9 protein-coding genes, 3 rRNA genes and 1 pseudogene are annotated in these 15,710 nt (G+C 66.5%); 2 read left to right on the top strand and 11 right to left on the bottom strand.

What is annotated here, in order from left to right; all coding sequences use genetic code 11:
* Position 1 precedes the first annotated feature (1 nt).
* Positions 2 to 430 carry a hypothetical protein gene (locus tag O1Q96_RS12735; protein ID WP_419587043.1) on the bottom strand — a complete coding sequence of 143 codons (429 nt, stop codon included), beginning with the start codon at positions 428 to 430 and terminating at the stop codon, positions 2 to 4.
* A gap of 54 nt (positions 431 to 484) precedes the next feature.
* Here O1Q96_RS12735 and O1Q96_RS12730 point away from each other — a divergent pair, with 54 nt between their 5' ends.
* Entirely contained in the window at positions 485 to 832 is a 348-nt protein-coding gene (locus tag O1Q96_RS12730; RefSeq protein WP_269248272.1) for an SCP2 sterol-binding domain-containing protein, read from the top strand.
* Between the two features lie 40 nt (positions 833 to 872).
* On the opposite strand, the gene O1Q96_RS12725 is transcribed toward O1Q96_RS12730, so the two are convergent.
* The 4 genes from O1Q96_RS12725 to O1Q96_RS12710 form a co-directional block, all read right to left on the bottom strand.
* A complete protein-coding gene (locus tag O1Q96_RS12725; protein WP_269253582.1) occupies positions 873 to 1,715 on the bottom strand; it encodes an ABC transporter ATP-binding protein in 843 nt (280 codons plus the stop codon).
* A 116-nt stretch (positions 1,716 to 1,831) separates the two neighbouring features.
* The gene (locus O1Q96_RS12720; RefSeq protein ID WP_269253581.1) at positions 1,832 to 2,851 is read right to left on the bottom strand and encodes a FecCD family ABC transporter permease; all 1,020 of its coding nucleotides are present in this window, start codon (positions 2,849 to 2,851) and stop codon (positions 1,832 to 1,834) included.
* A gap of 95 nt (positions 2,852 to 2,946) precedes the next feature.
* Positions 2,947 to 3,990 (bottom strand): FecCD family ABC transporter permease, encoded by a 1,044-nt coding sequence (locus O1Q96_RS12715; RefSeq protein WP_269248271.1) that lies wholly within the window; start codon positions 3,988 to 3,990, stop codon positions 2,947 to 2,949.
* Between the two features lie 136 nt (positions 3,991 to 4,126).
* Positions 4,127 to 5,155: an HAD hydrolase-like protein gene (locus tag O1Q96_RS12710; protein ID WP_269248270.1), complete on the bottom strand. Its 1,029-nt coding sequence runs from the start codon at positions 5,153 to 5,155 to the stop codon at positions 4,127 to 4,129.
* A 72-nt stretch (positions 5,156 to 5,227) separates the two neighbouring features.
* Here O1Q96_RS12710 and O1Q96_RS12705 point away from each other — a divergent pair, with 72 nt between their 5' ends.
* The gene (locus O1Q96_RS12705; RefSeq protein WP_269248269.1) at positions 5,228 to 6,517 is read left to right on the top strand and encodes a DUF1015 domain-containing protein; all 1,290 of its coding nucleotides are present in this window, start codon (positions 5,228 to 5,230) and stop codon (positions 6,515 to 6,517) included.
* A gap of 115 nt (positions 6,518 to 6,632) precedes the next feature.
* Here O1Q96_RS12705 and O1Q96_RS12700 read toward each other — a convergent pair whose 3' ends face one another.
* The 6 genes and pseudogenes from O1Q96_RS12700 to O1Q96_RS12675 form a co-directional block, all read right to left on the bottom strand.
* On the bottom strand, positions 6,633 to 7,535 hold the full coding sequence (locus O1Q96_RS12700) for a hypothetical protein (protein ID WP_269253580.1): 903 nt from the start codon (positions 7,533 to 7,535) through the stop codon (positions 6,633 to 6,635).
* 600 nt (positions 7,536 to 8,135) lie between these two features.
* Positions 8,136 to 9,098, bottom strand: a pseudogene (locus O1Q96_RS44765) (hypothetical protein); the annotation flags it as partial.
* 124 nt (positions 9,099 to 9,222) lie between these two features.
* Positions 9,223 to 9,339, bottom strand: a 5S ribosomal RNA gene (gene rrf / locus O1Q96_RS12690).
* A gap of 135 nt (positions 9,340 to 9,474) precedes the next feature.
* Positions 9,475 to 12,598: ribosomal RNA gene (locus tag O1Q96_RS12685) — 23S ribosomal RNA — on the bottom strand.
* 312 nt (positions 12,599 to 12,910) lie between these two features.
* Positions 12,911 to 14,438 (bottom strand): 16S ribosomal RNA (locus O1Q96_RS12680).
* Together the 16S, 23S and 5S rRNA genes form the textbook arrangement of a ribosomal RNA operon.
* 542 nt (positions 14,439 to 14,980) lie before the next feature.
* On the bottom strand, positions 14,981 to 15,622 hold the full coding sequence (locus O1Q96_RS12675; protein ID WP_269248268.1) for a DNA-3-methyladenine glycosylase: 642 nt from the start codon (positions 15,620 to 15,622) through the stop codon (positions 14,981 to 14,983).
* Positions 15,623 to 15,710: the final 88 nt, after the last annotated feature.

The following is a 15,710-nucleotide window of genomic DNA, read 5'->3' as shown; positions in this document are numbered from 1 at the left end:
TTCAGCTCCTGTTGCTGTTGTTGCTGCTGTACGGCGGTTCGGACGGGGGGCCCGAAGGGCCTCGTTGAGGGGTGGTGGTCGGGTGACGGAGGGGAGCCGGAGGTTCCGGGCGGGCGTCGAGCGCGGTGAGCGCGTCACGCAGCCCCCGGTGCACATCCTCGTACACCTGGATGTGGCCGTCCGTGGCGAGGTGGTCCGCGTCGGCCAGCCGGTCGAGCAGGGCGTCGACCTCGGCGTCGCCCGTGGGCGTGCGGGGCACGTGCAGCGGGGCGGGGGCGGCGGGGTCGTACTCGGGCCGGGCGTCCGGCTCACCGCCGGGCCCGGCCGCGCGGTCGGCGGGCAGTGCCGGATCCGCTCCGGGATGGACCGGAACATCCGCCTCCGTACCGAAAGGCCGCGTACCGAGGGATTCGGTCTCGGGGCCGGTCATGGAGTGGCTCATGCCACGACGCTACCGCGTGGCGCTGGGGTACCGTCGATCACGATGGCGACGATCGAGGAGTGCCGCAGCGCACTCGACAAACTCTCGGACAGCATGGCGGGCGCGGACGGCGACGTTCGGAGCGCCGCGGCGCTGGACCGCTCGCTGAGCTGCCATGTCACCGATCTCGACGTCACCTTCGTCGGCCGTCTGCGGGACGGCCGGATCACGGTGCTCGACACGGTCGAGGGGCTCCCGCCCGAAAAGGCCGAGATCAGGCTCGCCATGACCGGCGACGACCTGGTGGCGATGGTGGACGGCGAGCTGAACTTCGCGAAGGCCTGGGGCTCGGGCCGGGTCAAGCTCGAAGCGGGCCTGCGCGACCTCCTCCGGCTCAGAAAGCTCCTCTGACGCCTCCGTGCCCCTCTGACGCCTCCGTGCCCCTGCCCGGTCACCCCTTCGTGAGACCGACGGGCACGGGAGCCGTACGTGCCCTGCGCGCCGCGGGCACCACCAGCGGCGTGCCCGTCTCCGGGTCTTCGATGACCTGGCAGCGCAGCCCGAAGACCTCTTCCACCATCTCGGCGGTGACGATGTCGGCCGGGGCGCCCTCCGCGATCACCGACCCGCCCCGCAGGGCGATCAGGTGGGTGGCGTACCGGGCGGCGTGATTGAGGTCGTGCAGTACGGCGACCAGCGTGCGGCCCTGCTCCTCGTGGAGCTCGGCGCACAGGTCGAGCACATCGATCTGGTGCTGGATGTCGAGGAAGGTCGTCGGCTCGTCGAGCAGCAGCAGCGGTGTCTGCTGGGCGAGCGCCATCGCGATCCACACGCGCTGGCGCTGGCCCCCGGAGAGCTCGTCGACGTACCGGTCGGCGAGCTCCGCGACGCCGGTCGAGGCCATGGACTCCCGTACGACCCGCTCGTCCTCGGCCGACCACTGGCGCAGCAGCCCCTGGTGCGGGTACCGGCCGCGCCCCACGAGGTCGCCGACCGTGATGCCGTCGGGTGCGGTCGACGACTGCGGGAGCAACCCGAGCGTCCTCGCCACCTTCTTCGCGGGCATCGACTGGATGACCTGCCCGTCGAGCAGCACACGGCCCTGGTTCGGCTTCAGCATGCGCGACAGCGCGCGCAGCAGCGTGGACTTGCCGCAGGCGTTGGGGCCGACGATCACGGTGAACGAGTTGTCCGGTATCTCGACCGACAACCGTTCGGCGATGACGCGCTGGTCGTAGGCCAGGGTGACGTTCTCGGCGGACAGGCGGTTCACAGTGCTCCTCGGGTTGTTCATGTGCGGCCCGCCACCGGCGCCCGTACCGCTCCTGGCGGGGGCGTCCGTGCTCGTCTCCGCGGGGGCCTCCGTACGTGCCGGGCTGCCGGCGCCCGGGCTCGTCCCGCCGTCGGCGTTCATATCCGGCCCGCCTTGCGCTCGGTGACCAGGAGCCACAGCAGATAGACACCGCCGAGCACTCCGGTCACGACGCCGACGGGCAGCTGGTCGGCTCCGAAGGCCCGCTGGGAGGCCCAGTCCGCGACGACGAGGAGCGCGGCGCCCATGCACGTCGCCGGCAGCAGGTTGGGACCCGGTGAGCGGGTGAGGCGCCGCGCGAGTTGCGGCGCGGTGAGCGCGACGAAGGCGACCGGGCCCGCGGCGGCGGTGGCCGACGCGGTCAGCAGCACGGCGGCCACCATCAGCAGCAGCCGCGTCCGCTCCACCGGCACGCCGAGCGCGTACGCCACGTCGTCGCCCATCTCCAGCATCCGCAGGGCGCGCGCGTTGCCGAGGACCAGCGGTACGAGTACGGCGCACAGGCCGAGCAGCGGCCAGACCTGGGACCAGTCACGGCCGTTGAGGGAGCCGGTCATCCAGACGACCGCGCGGGCCGCGTCGACGAGGTCCGCCTTGGTGATCAGATAGCCGTTGACGGCCGTGACGATCGCGGAGACGCCGATACCCACCAGCACGAGCCGGTATCCGTGCACGCCCCTCTTCCACGCGAGCACGTAGATGGCGAACCCGGTCACCAGACCGCCGGCCAGCGCACCCACGGCGACCTGGGTGGCGCTTCCCGAGAACAGCACGATCATCACGAGCGCACCGGCGGTCGAGCCCTGCCCGAGGCCGAGTACGTCCGGACTGCCCAGCGGATTGCGGGAGATGGCCTGGAAGAGCGCGCCGCCGAGTCCCAGTGAGGCGCCGACGAGGAGCCCCACCAGGACCCGCGGCAGCCGCAGCTCGTTGACGATGAACTCCTGGCCCGCGTCGCCGTTGCCGAGCAGCGTCCTGAGGACGTCGCCGGCGGGGATCGGGAAGTCGCCGGTGCCGATGAGCACGACCCCCGCGGTGAGCGCCGTCACCAGCAGCAGGGTGACGACCGTGAACACGCGGACGTCGACGCGGACCGACAACCCGCCGCCGGCACGGATCGCGCGGCCGCGGAAGGCCCGGTCGGTGGCGGCCCGCTCGTGGTCGGCCTGCTCGCGTGGGGCCCGCTCGCGTGGGACTTGGTTGCGTGGGGCCTTCACAGCTGTGCCGTCCTCCGCCGTCGTACGAGAAAGATGAAGACCGGGCCACCGAGGATCGCGGTGACGATGCCGACCTGGAGTTCCGCGGGCCGGGCGACCACGCGGCCGACGACGTCGGCGCCGAGCAGCAGCACCGGCGACAGCACGGTGGCGTACGGCAGGATCCAGCGCAGGTCGGGCCCGGTGAAGGACCGGACGACGTGCGGGACCATCAGTCCCACGAAGACGATCGGCCCGCAGGCCGCGGTCGCGGCTCCGCAGAGCACCGTGGCGGCGGCCATGGACAGCGCGCGGGTGCGGTTCAGATGCGCTCCGAGCGCACGTGCGGTGTCGTCCCCCATGGCCATGGCGTTCAGCGGCCGGGCGAGCGCCAGCGCGAGGACCGTGCCGACCACGATGAACGGGAGCACCTGCCGGATGGTGCTTTCGGTGGCCGAGGCCAGCGAACCGACCGTCCAGAAGCGCATCTTGCCGAGCGCCGCCTCATCCATGATCATCACGGCCTGGAGGTAGCCGTAGAGCGCGGCACTGATCGCGGTGCCGGCGAGCGCGAGCCGCACCGGCGTCGCCCCCCTGCTGCCGCCGAGGAAGTACACCAGCGCCCCGACGACGGCCGCGCCCGCGAAGGCGAACCACACATAGCCGTTCAGTGAGGTGACGCCGAAGAAGGTGATGGCCGTGACGACCGCGGCGGACGCGCCCGCGTTGATACCGAGCAGCCCGGGGTCGGCGAGCGGGTTGCGGGTGAGCGCCTGGAGCACCGCCCCCGCGAGACCGAGCGCGGCGCCGGCGAGGAGCCCGAGGACCGTACGCGACAACCGCTCGCTCACCACGACGTCGCCGTACGTCCCCGAGTCCTCGAACAGGCCGTGCCAGACCTGCTCCAGCGACAGCTCTTTCGCGCCGATCGCGATGCTCGCCAGGGCGACGAGCACCAGTACGGCGAGGGAAAGCAGGAGCCCTGCGGCTCGAATCGCCCGGCGGCTCGGGGGCGCGGGGGCGGTCTCCGCGCGCGGTTCGGGGGGACTGTCGACCAACACGTAGTTAGGTTAGCCTACCCTCGCAAGCCGCTTCGATCCGCGTACGCGTTGGCCTGCGCGACCTCCCCCTTCGGCCGCCATGCGCCGAAGACCGCGAGCCGAGCGGACGGTCCCGGGCGCACAGTGATCAGAGCCCTCAAAGCCCCAGCCGTGCCAGCGCCTTGCCTCCGTCCAGTTCGCAGGTGCCGTCGCCGGCCGCCGTCCAGGCTGCGGCGCACAGGGCCCGCAGCCCGTCCATCGGCTCGCCCTCACCGTCCAGTTCGAGCCGCTCGCTCCCGGCCGTCGCCGTGTAACCCCCGCACCGGAAGCCACCGCCCGCCTCGACGACTTCGGGCTGGCCGGTCAGCAACCCCCGCAGGTCGGCGTCGACATAGGTCGGCCGGTGCTCCGGCGGCGCCGCGAGGAGCTGCGGCCCGTCGGTCACCCCGGTCAGTACGAGCAGCGAGTCCACCTCTCCGTTGAACGCTCCCTCGATGTCGGTGTCGAGCCGGTCACCCACGACCAGCGGTCGCACGGCCCCGGTCCGCAGGATCGTCTCGCGGTGCATCGGCGGCAGCGGCTTGCCCGCCACCTGCGGCTCGGCGCCCGTCGCGATCCGTACGACCTCCACGGCCGCCCCGTTGCCCGGAGCGATTCCGCGCGCGCTGGGAATCGTCAGGTCGGTGTTGGACGCGAACCACGGCACCCCGCGCGCGACGGCGTAGCTGGCCTCCGCGAAGCGTCCCCAGGGCAGGTCGGGCCCGCCGAAGCCCTGCACGACCGCCACCGGCTCGTCGTCGGCCGACTCGACCGGCTCCAGCCCCCGCTCACGCAGGGCGACCCGCAGCCCCTCTCCGCCGATCACCAGCACGCGGGCCCCCTGGGGCACCTGCTCGCTGATCAGCCGGGCCACGGCCTGCGCCGAGGTGATGACGTCCGACGCCTCGGTCGCCATGCCCAGCTCCGTGAGGTGCTCCGCGACGGCGTCGGGCGTTCGCAGCGCGTTGTTCGTCACGTACGCGAGCCGCATCCCGCCCGTGCGGGCCGTACCGAGCGACGCGACCGCGTACGCGATCGCGTTCCCGCCCGCGTACACCACGCCGTCCAGGTCGAGCAGCGCCGTGTCGTACGCCTCACTCAGGGCCGTGTCACTGCCATCGGGCCGCGTCCTCGCGGTCTGGCTCATTACGCATCGCTCCTCGTTCGATCCCATTCCCCCGATCATCGCGCATGGCACCGACACACTTACGATGCATCAATGAACACTGCAGGTACCGCGGACGTACCGGCACGCATGGGCCTTGATCTCACCCCGTTCCGGGGCCTGCGCTACGACCCCGACCGGGTCGGCAGCCTGTCCGCCGTGACATCCCCGCCGTACGACGTGGTCGTACGGCCCGACGGTCTGCACCACCTCGAATCGGCGGACCCGCACAACATCGTCCGGCTGATCCTGCCGCAGGCCACCACGCCCGGCGTCCGCAACGAGCAGGCGGCGGACACCCTGAACCGCTGGCTGTCCGAGGGCGTCCTGACGACCGACACCGAGCCGGGTCTGTACGTCTACGAGCAGCGGGACCGCGATGGTCTTCTCCAGCGGGGTGTCATCGGGGCCCTGCGCCTGTCGGAACCGGCGGACGGCGTCGTGCTGCCGCACGAGGACGTCATGCCGCACGTCGTCGCGGACCGCGCGGCCCTCATGCGAGCCACCTCCGCGAACCTCGAACCCCTGCTGCTGACCTACCGGGGCGACGGCACCGACTCCGGGACGACGGCCGTCATCGAGCGCACCGCCGAAGGCCCGCCCCTGCTGTCCACCACCACGGAGGACGGCTTCAGCCATCGTCTGTGGGCCGTCACCCAGCCCACCGATCTCGCCGAGGTGCGCACGGACCTGGCCGGCCGCCAGGCGCTCATCGCGGACGGCCACCACCGCTGGGCCACCTACCTGCGTCTACGCGCGGAGCACCCCTCCCCCAGCGCCTGGGACTTCGGTCTGGTGCTGTTGGTCGACACCGCCCGCCATCCGCTCCGCGTCCGCGCGATCCACCGTCTCCTGCACCGCCTCCCGGTGCCCGAGGCCCTCGCCGCCCTGGACGGGTCCTTCCGCATACGCGACGTGGCCGGGCCCCTGGACGAAGCCCTGTCCGCCCTGTCCACCGCGGCTGCCGATGGAAACGCCTTCCTCCTCGCCGGCGACGGCGCCTTCCACCTCGTGGACCGCCCCTCCCCCGAACTCCTCGCCCGTACGATCCAGCAGGACCGGCCGGAAGCCTGGCGCACCCTCGACGCGACAGTCCTGCACGCCACCCTCCTCGACCATGTGTGGCGCATTCCGGACGTCCCGGAGCACATCGCGTACATCCACGACACGGCCGCCACCGTGGCCAAGGCCGAGCGCGACGGCGGCACGGCCGTCCTGATGCACCCGGTCCACGAGGAGGTCGTACGGGCCCTGGCGAGCCAGGGTGTCACCATGCCCCGCAAGTCGACGTCCTTCGGCCCGAAGCCGGCATCGGGCCTGGTGCTCCGCGCGCTCGGCGTCTGACTCGGCTCCCGGCGACACCGCAACACCGCAACACCGCAACACAAACGGGCGGGACCCCCTCCAGGGGATCCCGCCCGCACGCTCCTACAAGTCCGACTCCGGCTGCTGAGGGACCTCAGTCCTCCAGGTCGTCCTTGCTGCTGTCCTTGACAGCGTCCTTGTCGACGTCGGCGCCCTTGTCGACGTCGGCGCCCTTGTCGACGTCGTCACTGTCGACGGCGCCCTGCGATTCGCCCACAGAACCTTCGGTCTCCTCGACCGCCTCGACGGCCTCGGTCTCCGGCACCTCGGCGGTCACGACCTCCGGCACCTCGACGGTCACGACCTCCGGGAGACTGTCGCCATCGCGCTCCAGCTCCGGCTCGTCCTGGCCATCTCCCCCGCCCTCGTGCTCGTCTTCGTCGAATGCGTCCATGAACTCGACACCGTCGAGCTCCGCGAGCCGGTCCGAGGCGTCGGTGCTGCCGTCCTTGTCGGACTCGACGGCCTTGGCGAACCAGTCGCGCGCCTCGCCCTCACGCCCGGCCGCGAGCAGCGCGTCGGCGTACGCGTAACGCAGCCGCGCGGTCCAGGGCTGTACGGAGTTGGAGGCCAGCTCGGGGCTCTGCAGCGTGACGATGGCCGCGTCGAGCTGGTCCATGTCCCGCCGTGCACCGGCCGCCACAAGCCGCATCTCGACCTGGCCGGCCTTGTCGAGCTTCTGCACCTCGGGAGCCCCGGCCATGTCGAGCGTCCTCTCCGGACGTCCCAGCCCACGCTCGCAGTCCGCCATCACGGGCCACAGGTCGACGTTTCCGGTCATGCGCCGCGCGGCCCGGAACTCGGCGAGCGCCTCGCTGTACTTCTGGTTCGCGTACGCGGCGAAGCCGGCCGCCTCCCGCACGGCGGCGACACGCGACGCGAGACGCAGCGCGACCCTGGAGTAGCCGTACGCACCTTCGGGGTCCTCGTCGATGAGCCGGGCCACCATCACCAGGTTCCTGGAGACGTCCTCGGCGAGCCCCTTGGGCAGGCTCATCAACTCCTGTCGTACGTCCTTGTCGATCTCCTCACCCGTGACGTCGTCCGGGATCGGCAGCCGTTTGATCGGCTCGCGGTCGCGTTCCCGCTCGTCGCGGAAGCGGCCACCACCGCCGCCACCGCGCCGGTCGTCCCGGCGATCATCGCGCCCACGGAACCCGCCGCGGTCGTCGTCGCGGCGAGGCCCGCCCCGATCGTCCCGCCCGCGGAAGCCGCCACCACCGCGGCTGTCGTCGCGCCGGAAGCCGCCACGGTCGCCACCGCCACGGTTGTCATCACGCCGGTCGTCGCGGCGGAAGGGGGGACGGTCGCTGTCACGCCGGGGACCGCGGTCGTCGTCACGACGGAACGCCGGACGGTCACCACCACGGCTGTCATCACGACGGAAGCCGCCACGGTCGCCGCCACTGCGGTTGTCATCACGCCGGTCGTCGCGGCGGAAGGGGGGACGGTCGCTGTCACGCCGCGGGCCACGGTCACGGTCGTCACGGCTCGGCCCGCTGGGTCGGTCGTCACGCCGGAACGCCGGACGGTCACCGCCACGGTTGTCGTCACGCCGGAAGCCGCCACGGTCGCCGCCGCCACGGTTGTCGTCACGCCGGTCGTCACGACGGAACGGGGGACGGTCACCGTCACGCCGAGGGGCGCCGCGCTCATCGTCACGACGGAACGCCGGACGGTCACTGCGGTTGTCGTCACGCCGGTCGTCGCGGCGGAAGGGGGGACGGTCGCTGTCACGCCGCGGGCCACCACGGTCACGGTCGTCACGGCTCGGCCCGCTGGGTCGGTCGTCACGCCGGAATGCCGGACGGTCACCGCCGCGGCTGTCGTCACGCCGGAAGCCGCCGCGGTCGCCGCCACTGCGGTTGTCATCACGCCGGTCGTCGCGGCGGAAGGGGGGACGGTCGCTGTCACGCCGGGGACCGCGGTCGTCGTCACGACGGAACGCCGGACGGTCACCACCACGGCTGTCATCACGACGGAAGCCGCCGCGGTCGCCGCCACTGCGGTTGTCGTCACGGCGGAAGCCGCCGCGGTCGCCGCCGCCACGGTTGTCATCACGCCGGTCATCACGACGGAACGCGGGACGGTCACCACTGCGGTTGTCATCGCGGCGGAAGGGGGGACGGTCGCTGTCACGCCGCGGGCCACGGTCACGGTCGTCGCGGCTCGGCCCGCTGGGTCGGTCGTCCCGACGGAACGGCGGACGCCCTCCACGGTCGCCGCCACCACGGTTGTCATCACGACGATCGTCACGACGGAATGCCGGACGGTCACCGCCGCGGTTGTCATCACGGCGGAAGCCGCCGCGGTCGCCACCGCCACGGTTGTCATCACGCCGGTCGTCGCGGCGGAAGGGGGGACGGTCGCTGTCACGCCGGGGACCGCGGTCGTCGTCACGACGGAACGCCGGACGGTCACCACCACGGCTGTCGTCGCGACGGTCGTCACGCCGGCCGGACCCACCACGGTCGTTGTCCCGGCGCGGTCCTCCGCGGTCACCACTGTCCCGGCGTCGCTGGTCGCGCTCCGGTCGCTCGTCGGGAGAGTTGGTGGACATGGGTGACTCCTGTCATCGGTACCGCAAGTCATTCTCGCGCAGCCGGGTACCCGGCGCGCTTCGGAAAACAAAAAAGGACCTTTGGTCCCAGCGAGTCGCTGGGACCAAAGGTCCTCCAAAAATTGTTCGGCGGCGTCCTACTCTCCCACAGGGTCCCCCCTGCAGTACCATCGGCGCTGTAAGGCTTAGCTTCCGGGTTCGGAATGTAACCGGGCGTTTCCCTCACGCTATGACCACCGAAACCCTTTCAGACACCCTGCCATAGACAGAGCTGTGAACGGGCAGCGAACAAGCACACTATTCAATTGATTAGTGGAACTGTTCAGCCAGCACAACCGTTCGTTGTCTGGGAACTACACAGTGGACGCGAGCAACTGAGGACAAGCCCTCGGCCTATTAGTACCAGTCAGCTTCACCCCTTACAGGGCTTCCACATCTGGCCTATCAACCCAGTCGTCTACTGGGAGCCTTAACCAATCTAGTTGGTGGGAATACTCATCTCGAAGCAGGCTTCCCGCTTAGATGCTTTCAGCGGTTATCCCTCCCGAACGTAGCCAACCAGCCATGCCCTTGGCAGGACAACTGGCACACCAGAGGTTCGTCCGTCCCGGTCCTCTCGTACTAGGGACAGCCCTTCTCAATATTCCTACGCGCACAGCGGATAGGGACCGAACTGTCTCACGACGTTCTAAACCCAGCTCGCGTACCGCTTTAATGGGCGAACAGCCCAACCCTTGGGACCGACTCCAGCCCCAGGATGCGACGAGCCGACATCGAGGTGCCAAACCATCCCGTCGATATGGACTCTTGGGGAAGATCAGCCTGTTATCCCCGGGGTACCTTTTATCCGTTGAGCGACGGCGCTTCCACAAGCCACCGCCGGATCACTAGTCCCGACTTTCGTCCCTGCTCGACCCGTCGGTCTCACAGTCAAGCTCCCTTGTGCACTTACACTCAACACCTGATTGCCAACCAGGCTGAGGGAACCTTTGGGCGCCTCCGTTACTCTTTAGGAGGCAACCGCCCCAGTTAAACTACCCATCAGACACTGTCCCTGATCCGGATCACGGACCCAGGTTAGACATCCAGCACGACCAGACTGGTATTTCAACGACGACTCCACCATGGCTGGCGCCATGACTTCAAAGTCTCCCAGCTATCCTACACAAGCCGAACCGAACACCAATATCAAACTGTAGTAAAGGTCCCGGGGTCTTTCCGTCCTGCTGCGCGAAACGAGCATCTTTACTCGTAGTGCAATTTCACCGGGCCTATGGTTGAGACAGTCGAGAAGTCGTTACGCCATTCGTGCAGGTCGGAACTTACCCGACAAGGAATTTCGCTACCTTAGGATGGTTATAGTTACCACCGCCGTTTACTGGCGCTTAAGTTCTCAGCTTCGCCAAACCGAAGTTTGACTAACCGGTCCCCTTAACGTTCCAGCACCGGGCAGGCGTCAGTCCGTATACATCGCCTTACGGCTTCGCACGGACCTGTGTTTTTAGTAAACAGTCGCTTCTCGCTGGTCTCTGCGGCCACCCCCAGCTCACCGAGTAAATCGGATCACCAGTGATGGCCCCCCTTCTCCCGAAGTTACGGGGGCATTTTGCCGAGTTCCTTAACCATAGTTCACCCGAACGCCTCGGTATTCTCTACCTGACCACCTGAGTCGGTTTAGGGTACGGGCCGCCATGAAACTCGCTAGAGGCTTTTCTCGACAGCATAGGATCATCCACTTCACCACAATCGGCTCGGCATCAGGTCTCACCCTTGATGTGCGACGGATTTACCTATCACACGGGCTACACCCTTACCCCGGGACAACCACCGCCCGGGATGGACTACCTTCCTGCGTCACCCCATCACTCACCTACTGCAGGTCTGGTCCGTCGGCTCCACCACTTTCCTTTCCCCGAAGGGTCCGGAACGGCTTCACGGACTTAGCATCGCCTGGTTCAATGTTTGACGCTTCACAGCGGGTACCGGAATATCAACCGGTTATCCATCGACTACGCCTGTCGGCCTCGCCTTAGGTCCCGACTTACCCTGGGCAGATCAGCTTGACCCAGGAACCCTTAGTCAATCGGCGCACACGTTTCTCACGTGTGTATCGCTACTCATGCCTGCATTCTCACTCGTGAACCGTCCACCACTGCCTTCCGGCGCGGCTTCACCCGGCACACGACGCTCCCCTACCCATCCCAGCGGGCGTTGGCCCTATATGCTGAAATGACACGACTTCGGCGGTACGCTTGAGCCCCGCTACATTGTCGGCGCGGAATCACTAGACCAGTGAGCTATTACGCACTCTTTCAAGGGTGGCTGCTTCTAAGCCAACCTCCTGGTTGTCTGTGCGACTCCACATCCTTTCCCACTTAGCGTACGCTTAGGGGCCTTAGTCGATGCTCTGGGCTGTTTCCCTCTCGACCATGGAGCTTATCCCCCACAGTCTCACTGCCGCGCTCTCACTTACCGGCATTCGGAGTTTGGCTAAGGTCAGTAACCCGGTAGGGCCCATCGCCTATCCAGTGCTCTACCTCCGGCAAGAAACACACGACGCTGCACCTAAATGCATTTCGGGGAGAACCAGCTATCACGGAGTTTGATTGGCCTTTCACCCCTAACCACAGGTCATCCCCCAGGTTTTCAACCCTGGTGGGTTCGGTCCTCCACGACCTCTTACAGCCGCTTCAACCTGCCCATGGCTAGATCACTCCGCTTCGGGTCTTGAGCGCGCTACTGAATCGCCCTATTCGGACTCGCTTTCGCTACGGCTTCCCCACACGGGTTAACCTCGCAACACACCGCAAACTCGCAGGCTCATTCTTCAAAAGGCACGCAGTCACGACCCACAGAGTAAACTCTGTGAGCGACGCTCCCACGGCTTGTAGGCACACGGTTTCAGGTACTATTTCACTCCGCTCCCGCGGTACTTTTCACCATTCCCTCACGGTACTATCCGCTATCGGTCACCAGGGAATATTTAGGCTTAGCGGGTGGTCCCGCCAGATTCACACGGGATTTCTCGGGCCCCGTGCTACTTGGGTGTCTCTCAAACGAGCCGTTGATGTTTCGACTACGGGGGTCTTACCCTCTACGCCGGACCTTTCGCATGTCCTTCGCCTACACCAACGGTTTCTGACTCGTCTCACAGCCGGCAGACTGTGAAAGAGAGATCCCACAACCCCGCATGCGCAACCCCTGCCGGGTCTCACACACATACGGTTTGGCCTCATCCGGTTTCGCTCGCCACTACTCCCGGAATCACGGTTGTTTTCTCTTCCTGCGGGTACTGAGATGTTTCACTTCCCCGCGTTCCCTCCACACACCCTATGTGTTCAGATGTGGGTGACAGCCCATGACGACTGCCGGGTTTCCCCATTCGGAAACCCCCGGATCAAAGCCTGGTTGACGGCTCCCCGGGGACTATCGTGGCCTCCCACGTCCTTCATCGGTTCCTGGTACCAAGGCATCCACCGTGCGCCCTTAAAAACTTGGCCACAGATGCTCGCGTCCACTGTGCAGTTCTCAAACAACGACCAACCACCCATCACCCCGCCTTCACAGGCGAGTGCACTGGGGCCGGCACTGAAGGCAGCCATACGGCCATACCCTCAGACACCCAACAGCGTGCCCGGCACCCTCGCCGCTTCCCTCATTCTTTCCACGCCCCGAAGGACAGTACTGGAAGGAGAAGACGACCAAGAGTGCCGAATAATCAACGTTCCACCCATGAGCAACCACCGTCGAACGTGTGCCGACGTAATGGCCCTGGACCACCAAGCAAGCTTGGCGGCCTAGATGCTCCTTAGAAAGGAGGTGATCCAGCCGCACCTTCCGGTACGGCTACCTTGTTACGACTTCGTCCCAATCGCCAGTCCCACCTTCGACAGCTCCCTCCCCACAAGGGGGTTGGGCCACCGGCTTCGGGTGTTACCGACTTTCGTGACGTGACGGGCGGTGTGTACAAGGCCCGGGAACGTATTCACCGCAGCAATGCTGATCTGCGATTACTAGCAACTCCGACTTCATGGGGTCGAGTTGCAGACCCCAATCCGAACTGAGACAGGCTTTTTGAGATTCGCTCCACCTTGCGGTATCGCAGCTCATTGTACCTGCCATTGTAGCACGTGTGCAGCCCAAGACATAAGGGGCATGATGACTTGACGTCGTCCCCACCTTCCTCCGAGTTGACCCCGGCAGTCTCCTGTGAGTCCCCATCACCCCGAAGGGCATGCTGGCAACACAGAACAAGGGTTGCGCTCGTTGCGGGACTTAACCCAACATCTCACGACACGAGCTGACGACAGCCATGCACCACCTGTCACCCGACCACAAGGGGGGCACCATCTCTGATGCTTTCCGGGCGATGTCAAGCCTTGGTAAGGTTCTTCGCGTTGCGTCGAATTAAGCCACATGCTCCGCTGCTTGTGCGGGCCCCCGTCAATTCCTTTGAGTTTTAGCCTTGCGGCCGTACTCCCCAGGCGGGGAACTTAATGCGTTAGCTGCGGCACCGACGACGTGGAATGTCGCCAACACCTAGTTCCCACCGTTTACGGCGTGGACTACCAGGGTATCTAATCCTGTTCGCTCCCCACGCTTTCGCTCCTCAGCGTCAGTAATGGCCCAGAGATCCGCCTTCGCCACCGGTGTTCCTCCTGATATCTGCGCATTTCACCGCTACACCAGGAATTCCGATCTCCCCTACCACACTCTAGTCTGCCCGTATCGAATGCAGACCCGGGGTTAAGCCCCGGGCTTTCACATCCGACGCGACAGACCGCCTACGAGCTCTTTACGCCCAATAATTCCGGACAACGCTTGCGCCCTACGTATTACCGCGGCTGCTGGCACGTAGTTAGCCGGCGCTTCTTCTGCAGGTACCGTCACTTTCGCTTCTTCCCTGCTGAAAGAGGTTTACAACCCGAAGGCCGTCATCCCTCACGCGGCGTCGCTGCATCAGGCTTTCGCCCATTGTGCAATATTCCCCACTGCTGCCTCCCGTAGGAGTCTGGGCCGTGTCTCAGTCCCAGTGTGGCCGGTCGCCCTCTCAGGCCGGCTACCCGTCGTCGCCTTGGTGAGCCACTACCTCACCAACAAGCTGATAGGCCGCGGGCTCATCCTTCACCGCCGGAGCTTTCAACCCCCACCCATGCGAGTGGAAGTATCATCCGGTATTAGACCCCGTTTCCAGGGCTTGTCCCAGAGTGAAGGGCAGATTGCCCACGTGTTACTCACCCGTTCGCCACTAATCCCCACCGAAGTGGTTCATCGTTCGACTTGCATGTGTTAAGCACGCCGCCAGCGTTCGTCCTGAGCCAGGATCAAACTCTCCGTGAATGTATTCCCGTAATCGGGAGAACACCACGAGAGCGGAACAGTCAACCGGAATAAGGAAGACTGTTCACAGCGTCCTCGCTGATGCGCCTACCGAACTCACGTCCGGCAGGACTTTTTCAAAGGAACCTCCACCCACCACAAAGTGATGGACGGGGTATCAACATATCTGGCGTTGATTTTTGGCACGCTGTTGAGTTCTCAAGGAACGGACGCTTCCTTCGTACTCACCCTCTCGGGCTTTCCTCCGGGCGCTTCCCTTCGGTCTTGCGTTTCCGACTCTATCAGACCGTTTCGGGCCGTGATTCCCAGTCGGTGGGATTTGCCTTTTGGCCTCGCGGCCTTTCGACATTCACTACGTTAGCCGATCCTCTCGGCAACTCATAATCGAGTTCCGCGAGTTCCAATTCAGACATGCGGACATGCTGAATAGACCCTCGCTGAGAGGAAGTCGTAGGTAGTGGGTTGGCCACTTCCGGCTGCAGGCTGAACGCCGTACCCGGGTCAAGCGGCTCGGGCTACGTTACGGATCGCCCAGGGGCGAGTCAAGTTCGGCGCCGACGAGGGGTGTGCGCCCGATACGGGCTCACCGTCGGGTCGTTGGTGATCCAGAAGCGCCACGGGTGGACACCTCCGTCGCCGGCCACTCCGGTTCGCGGACCGTTGAGTACCTGGTCGGAGGGTGCCGGGGTGCCCCTCAGCAAGGTCATCGACGAACCCTCGGGGGCGCAGGCGTCCGTACCGTCGAAGGACCGGTCGACCCCCAGTGCTGTGGCCAGGCGGGCGGGGCCTTTGGCCAGTTCTCTGTCATGTCGGGCCGAAAGTCGACGTTTGCGGGCCAGTTCGGCACCTTTGGTGATCTCCCCGGCGCGCAGCAGGACGCCGCTCGCCGTGCCCTCAGGGCCGCAGACCAGGTTCATGCAGTGCCACATGCCGTAGGTGAAGTAGACGTACACGTGTCCGGGCGGACCGAACATCACCGCGTTGCGGGCCGTGCGGCCGCGATAGGCGTGCGATCCGGGATCGTTCGGACCGTCGTAGGCCTCGACCTCCGTGAGGCGGAGCTCGATCGGACCGTCCGGGGTGGTGCACACGAGCAGACGCCCCAGCAGGTCGGGGGCGACCTCGAGAACGGGTCGGTCGAAGAAGTCCCGGGTGAGGGGCGTACGGTCAGGGGCCGCGATCATGGCGTACGAGCGTAGTGCAGACGTGTGACTGCGCGCGGGGTGGTCAGGGAGCGCCCGCCTTGCCAGGGTGAGGGCGCGGAACCGGACA

Origin of the sequence: Streptomyces aurantiacus, assembly GCF_027107535.1 — a bacterium.
In the GTDB taxonomy this organism is placed as follows: domain Bacteria; phylum Actinomycetota; class Actinomycetes; order Streptomycetales; family Streptomycetaceae; genus Streptomyces.
This window is presented reverse-complemented; position numbering and strand designations above follow the sequence as displayed.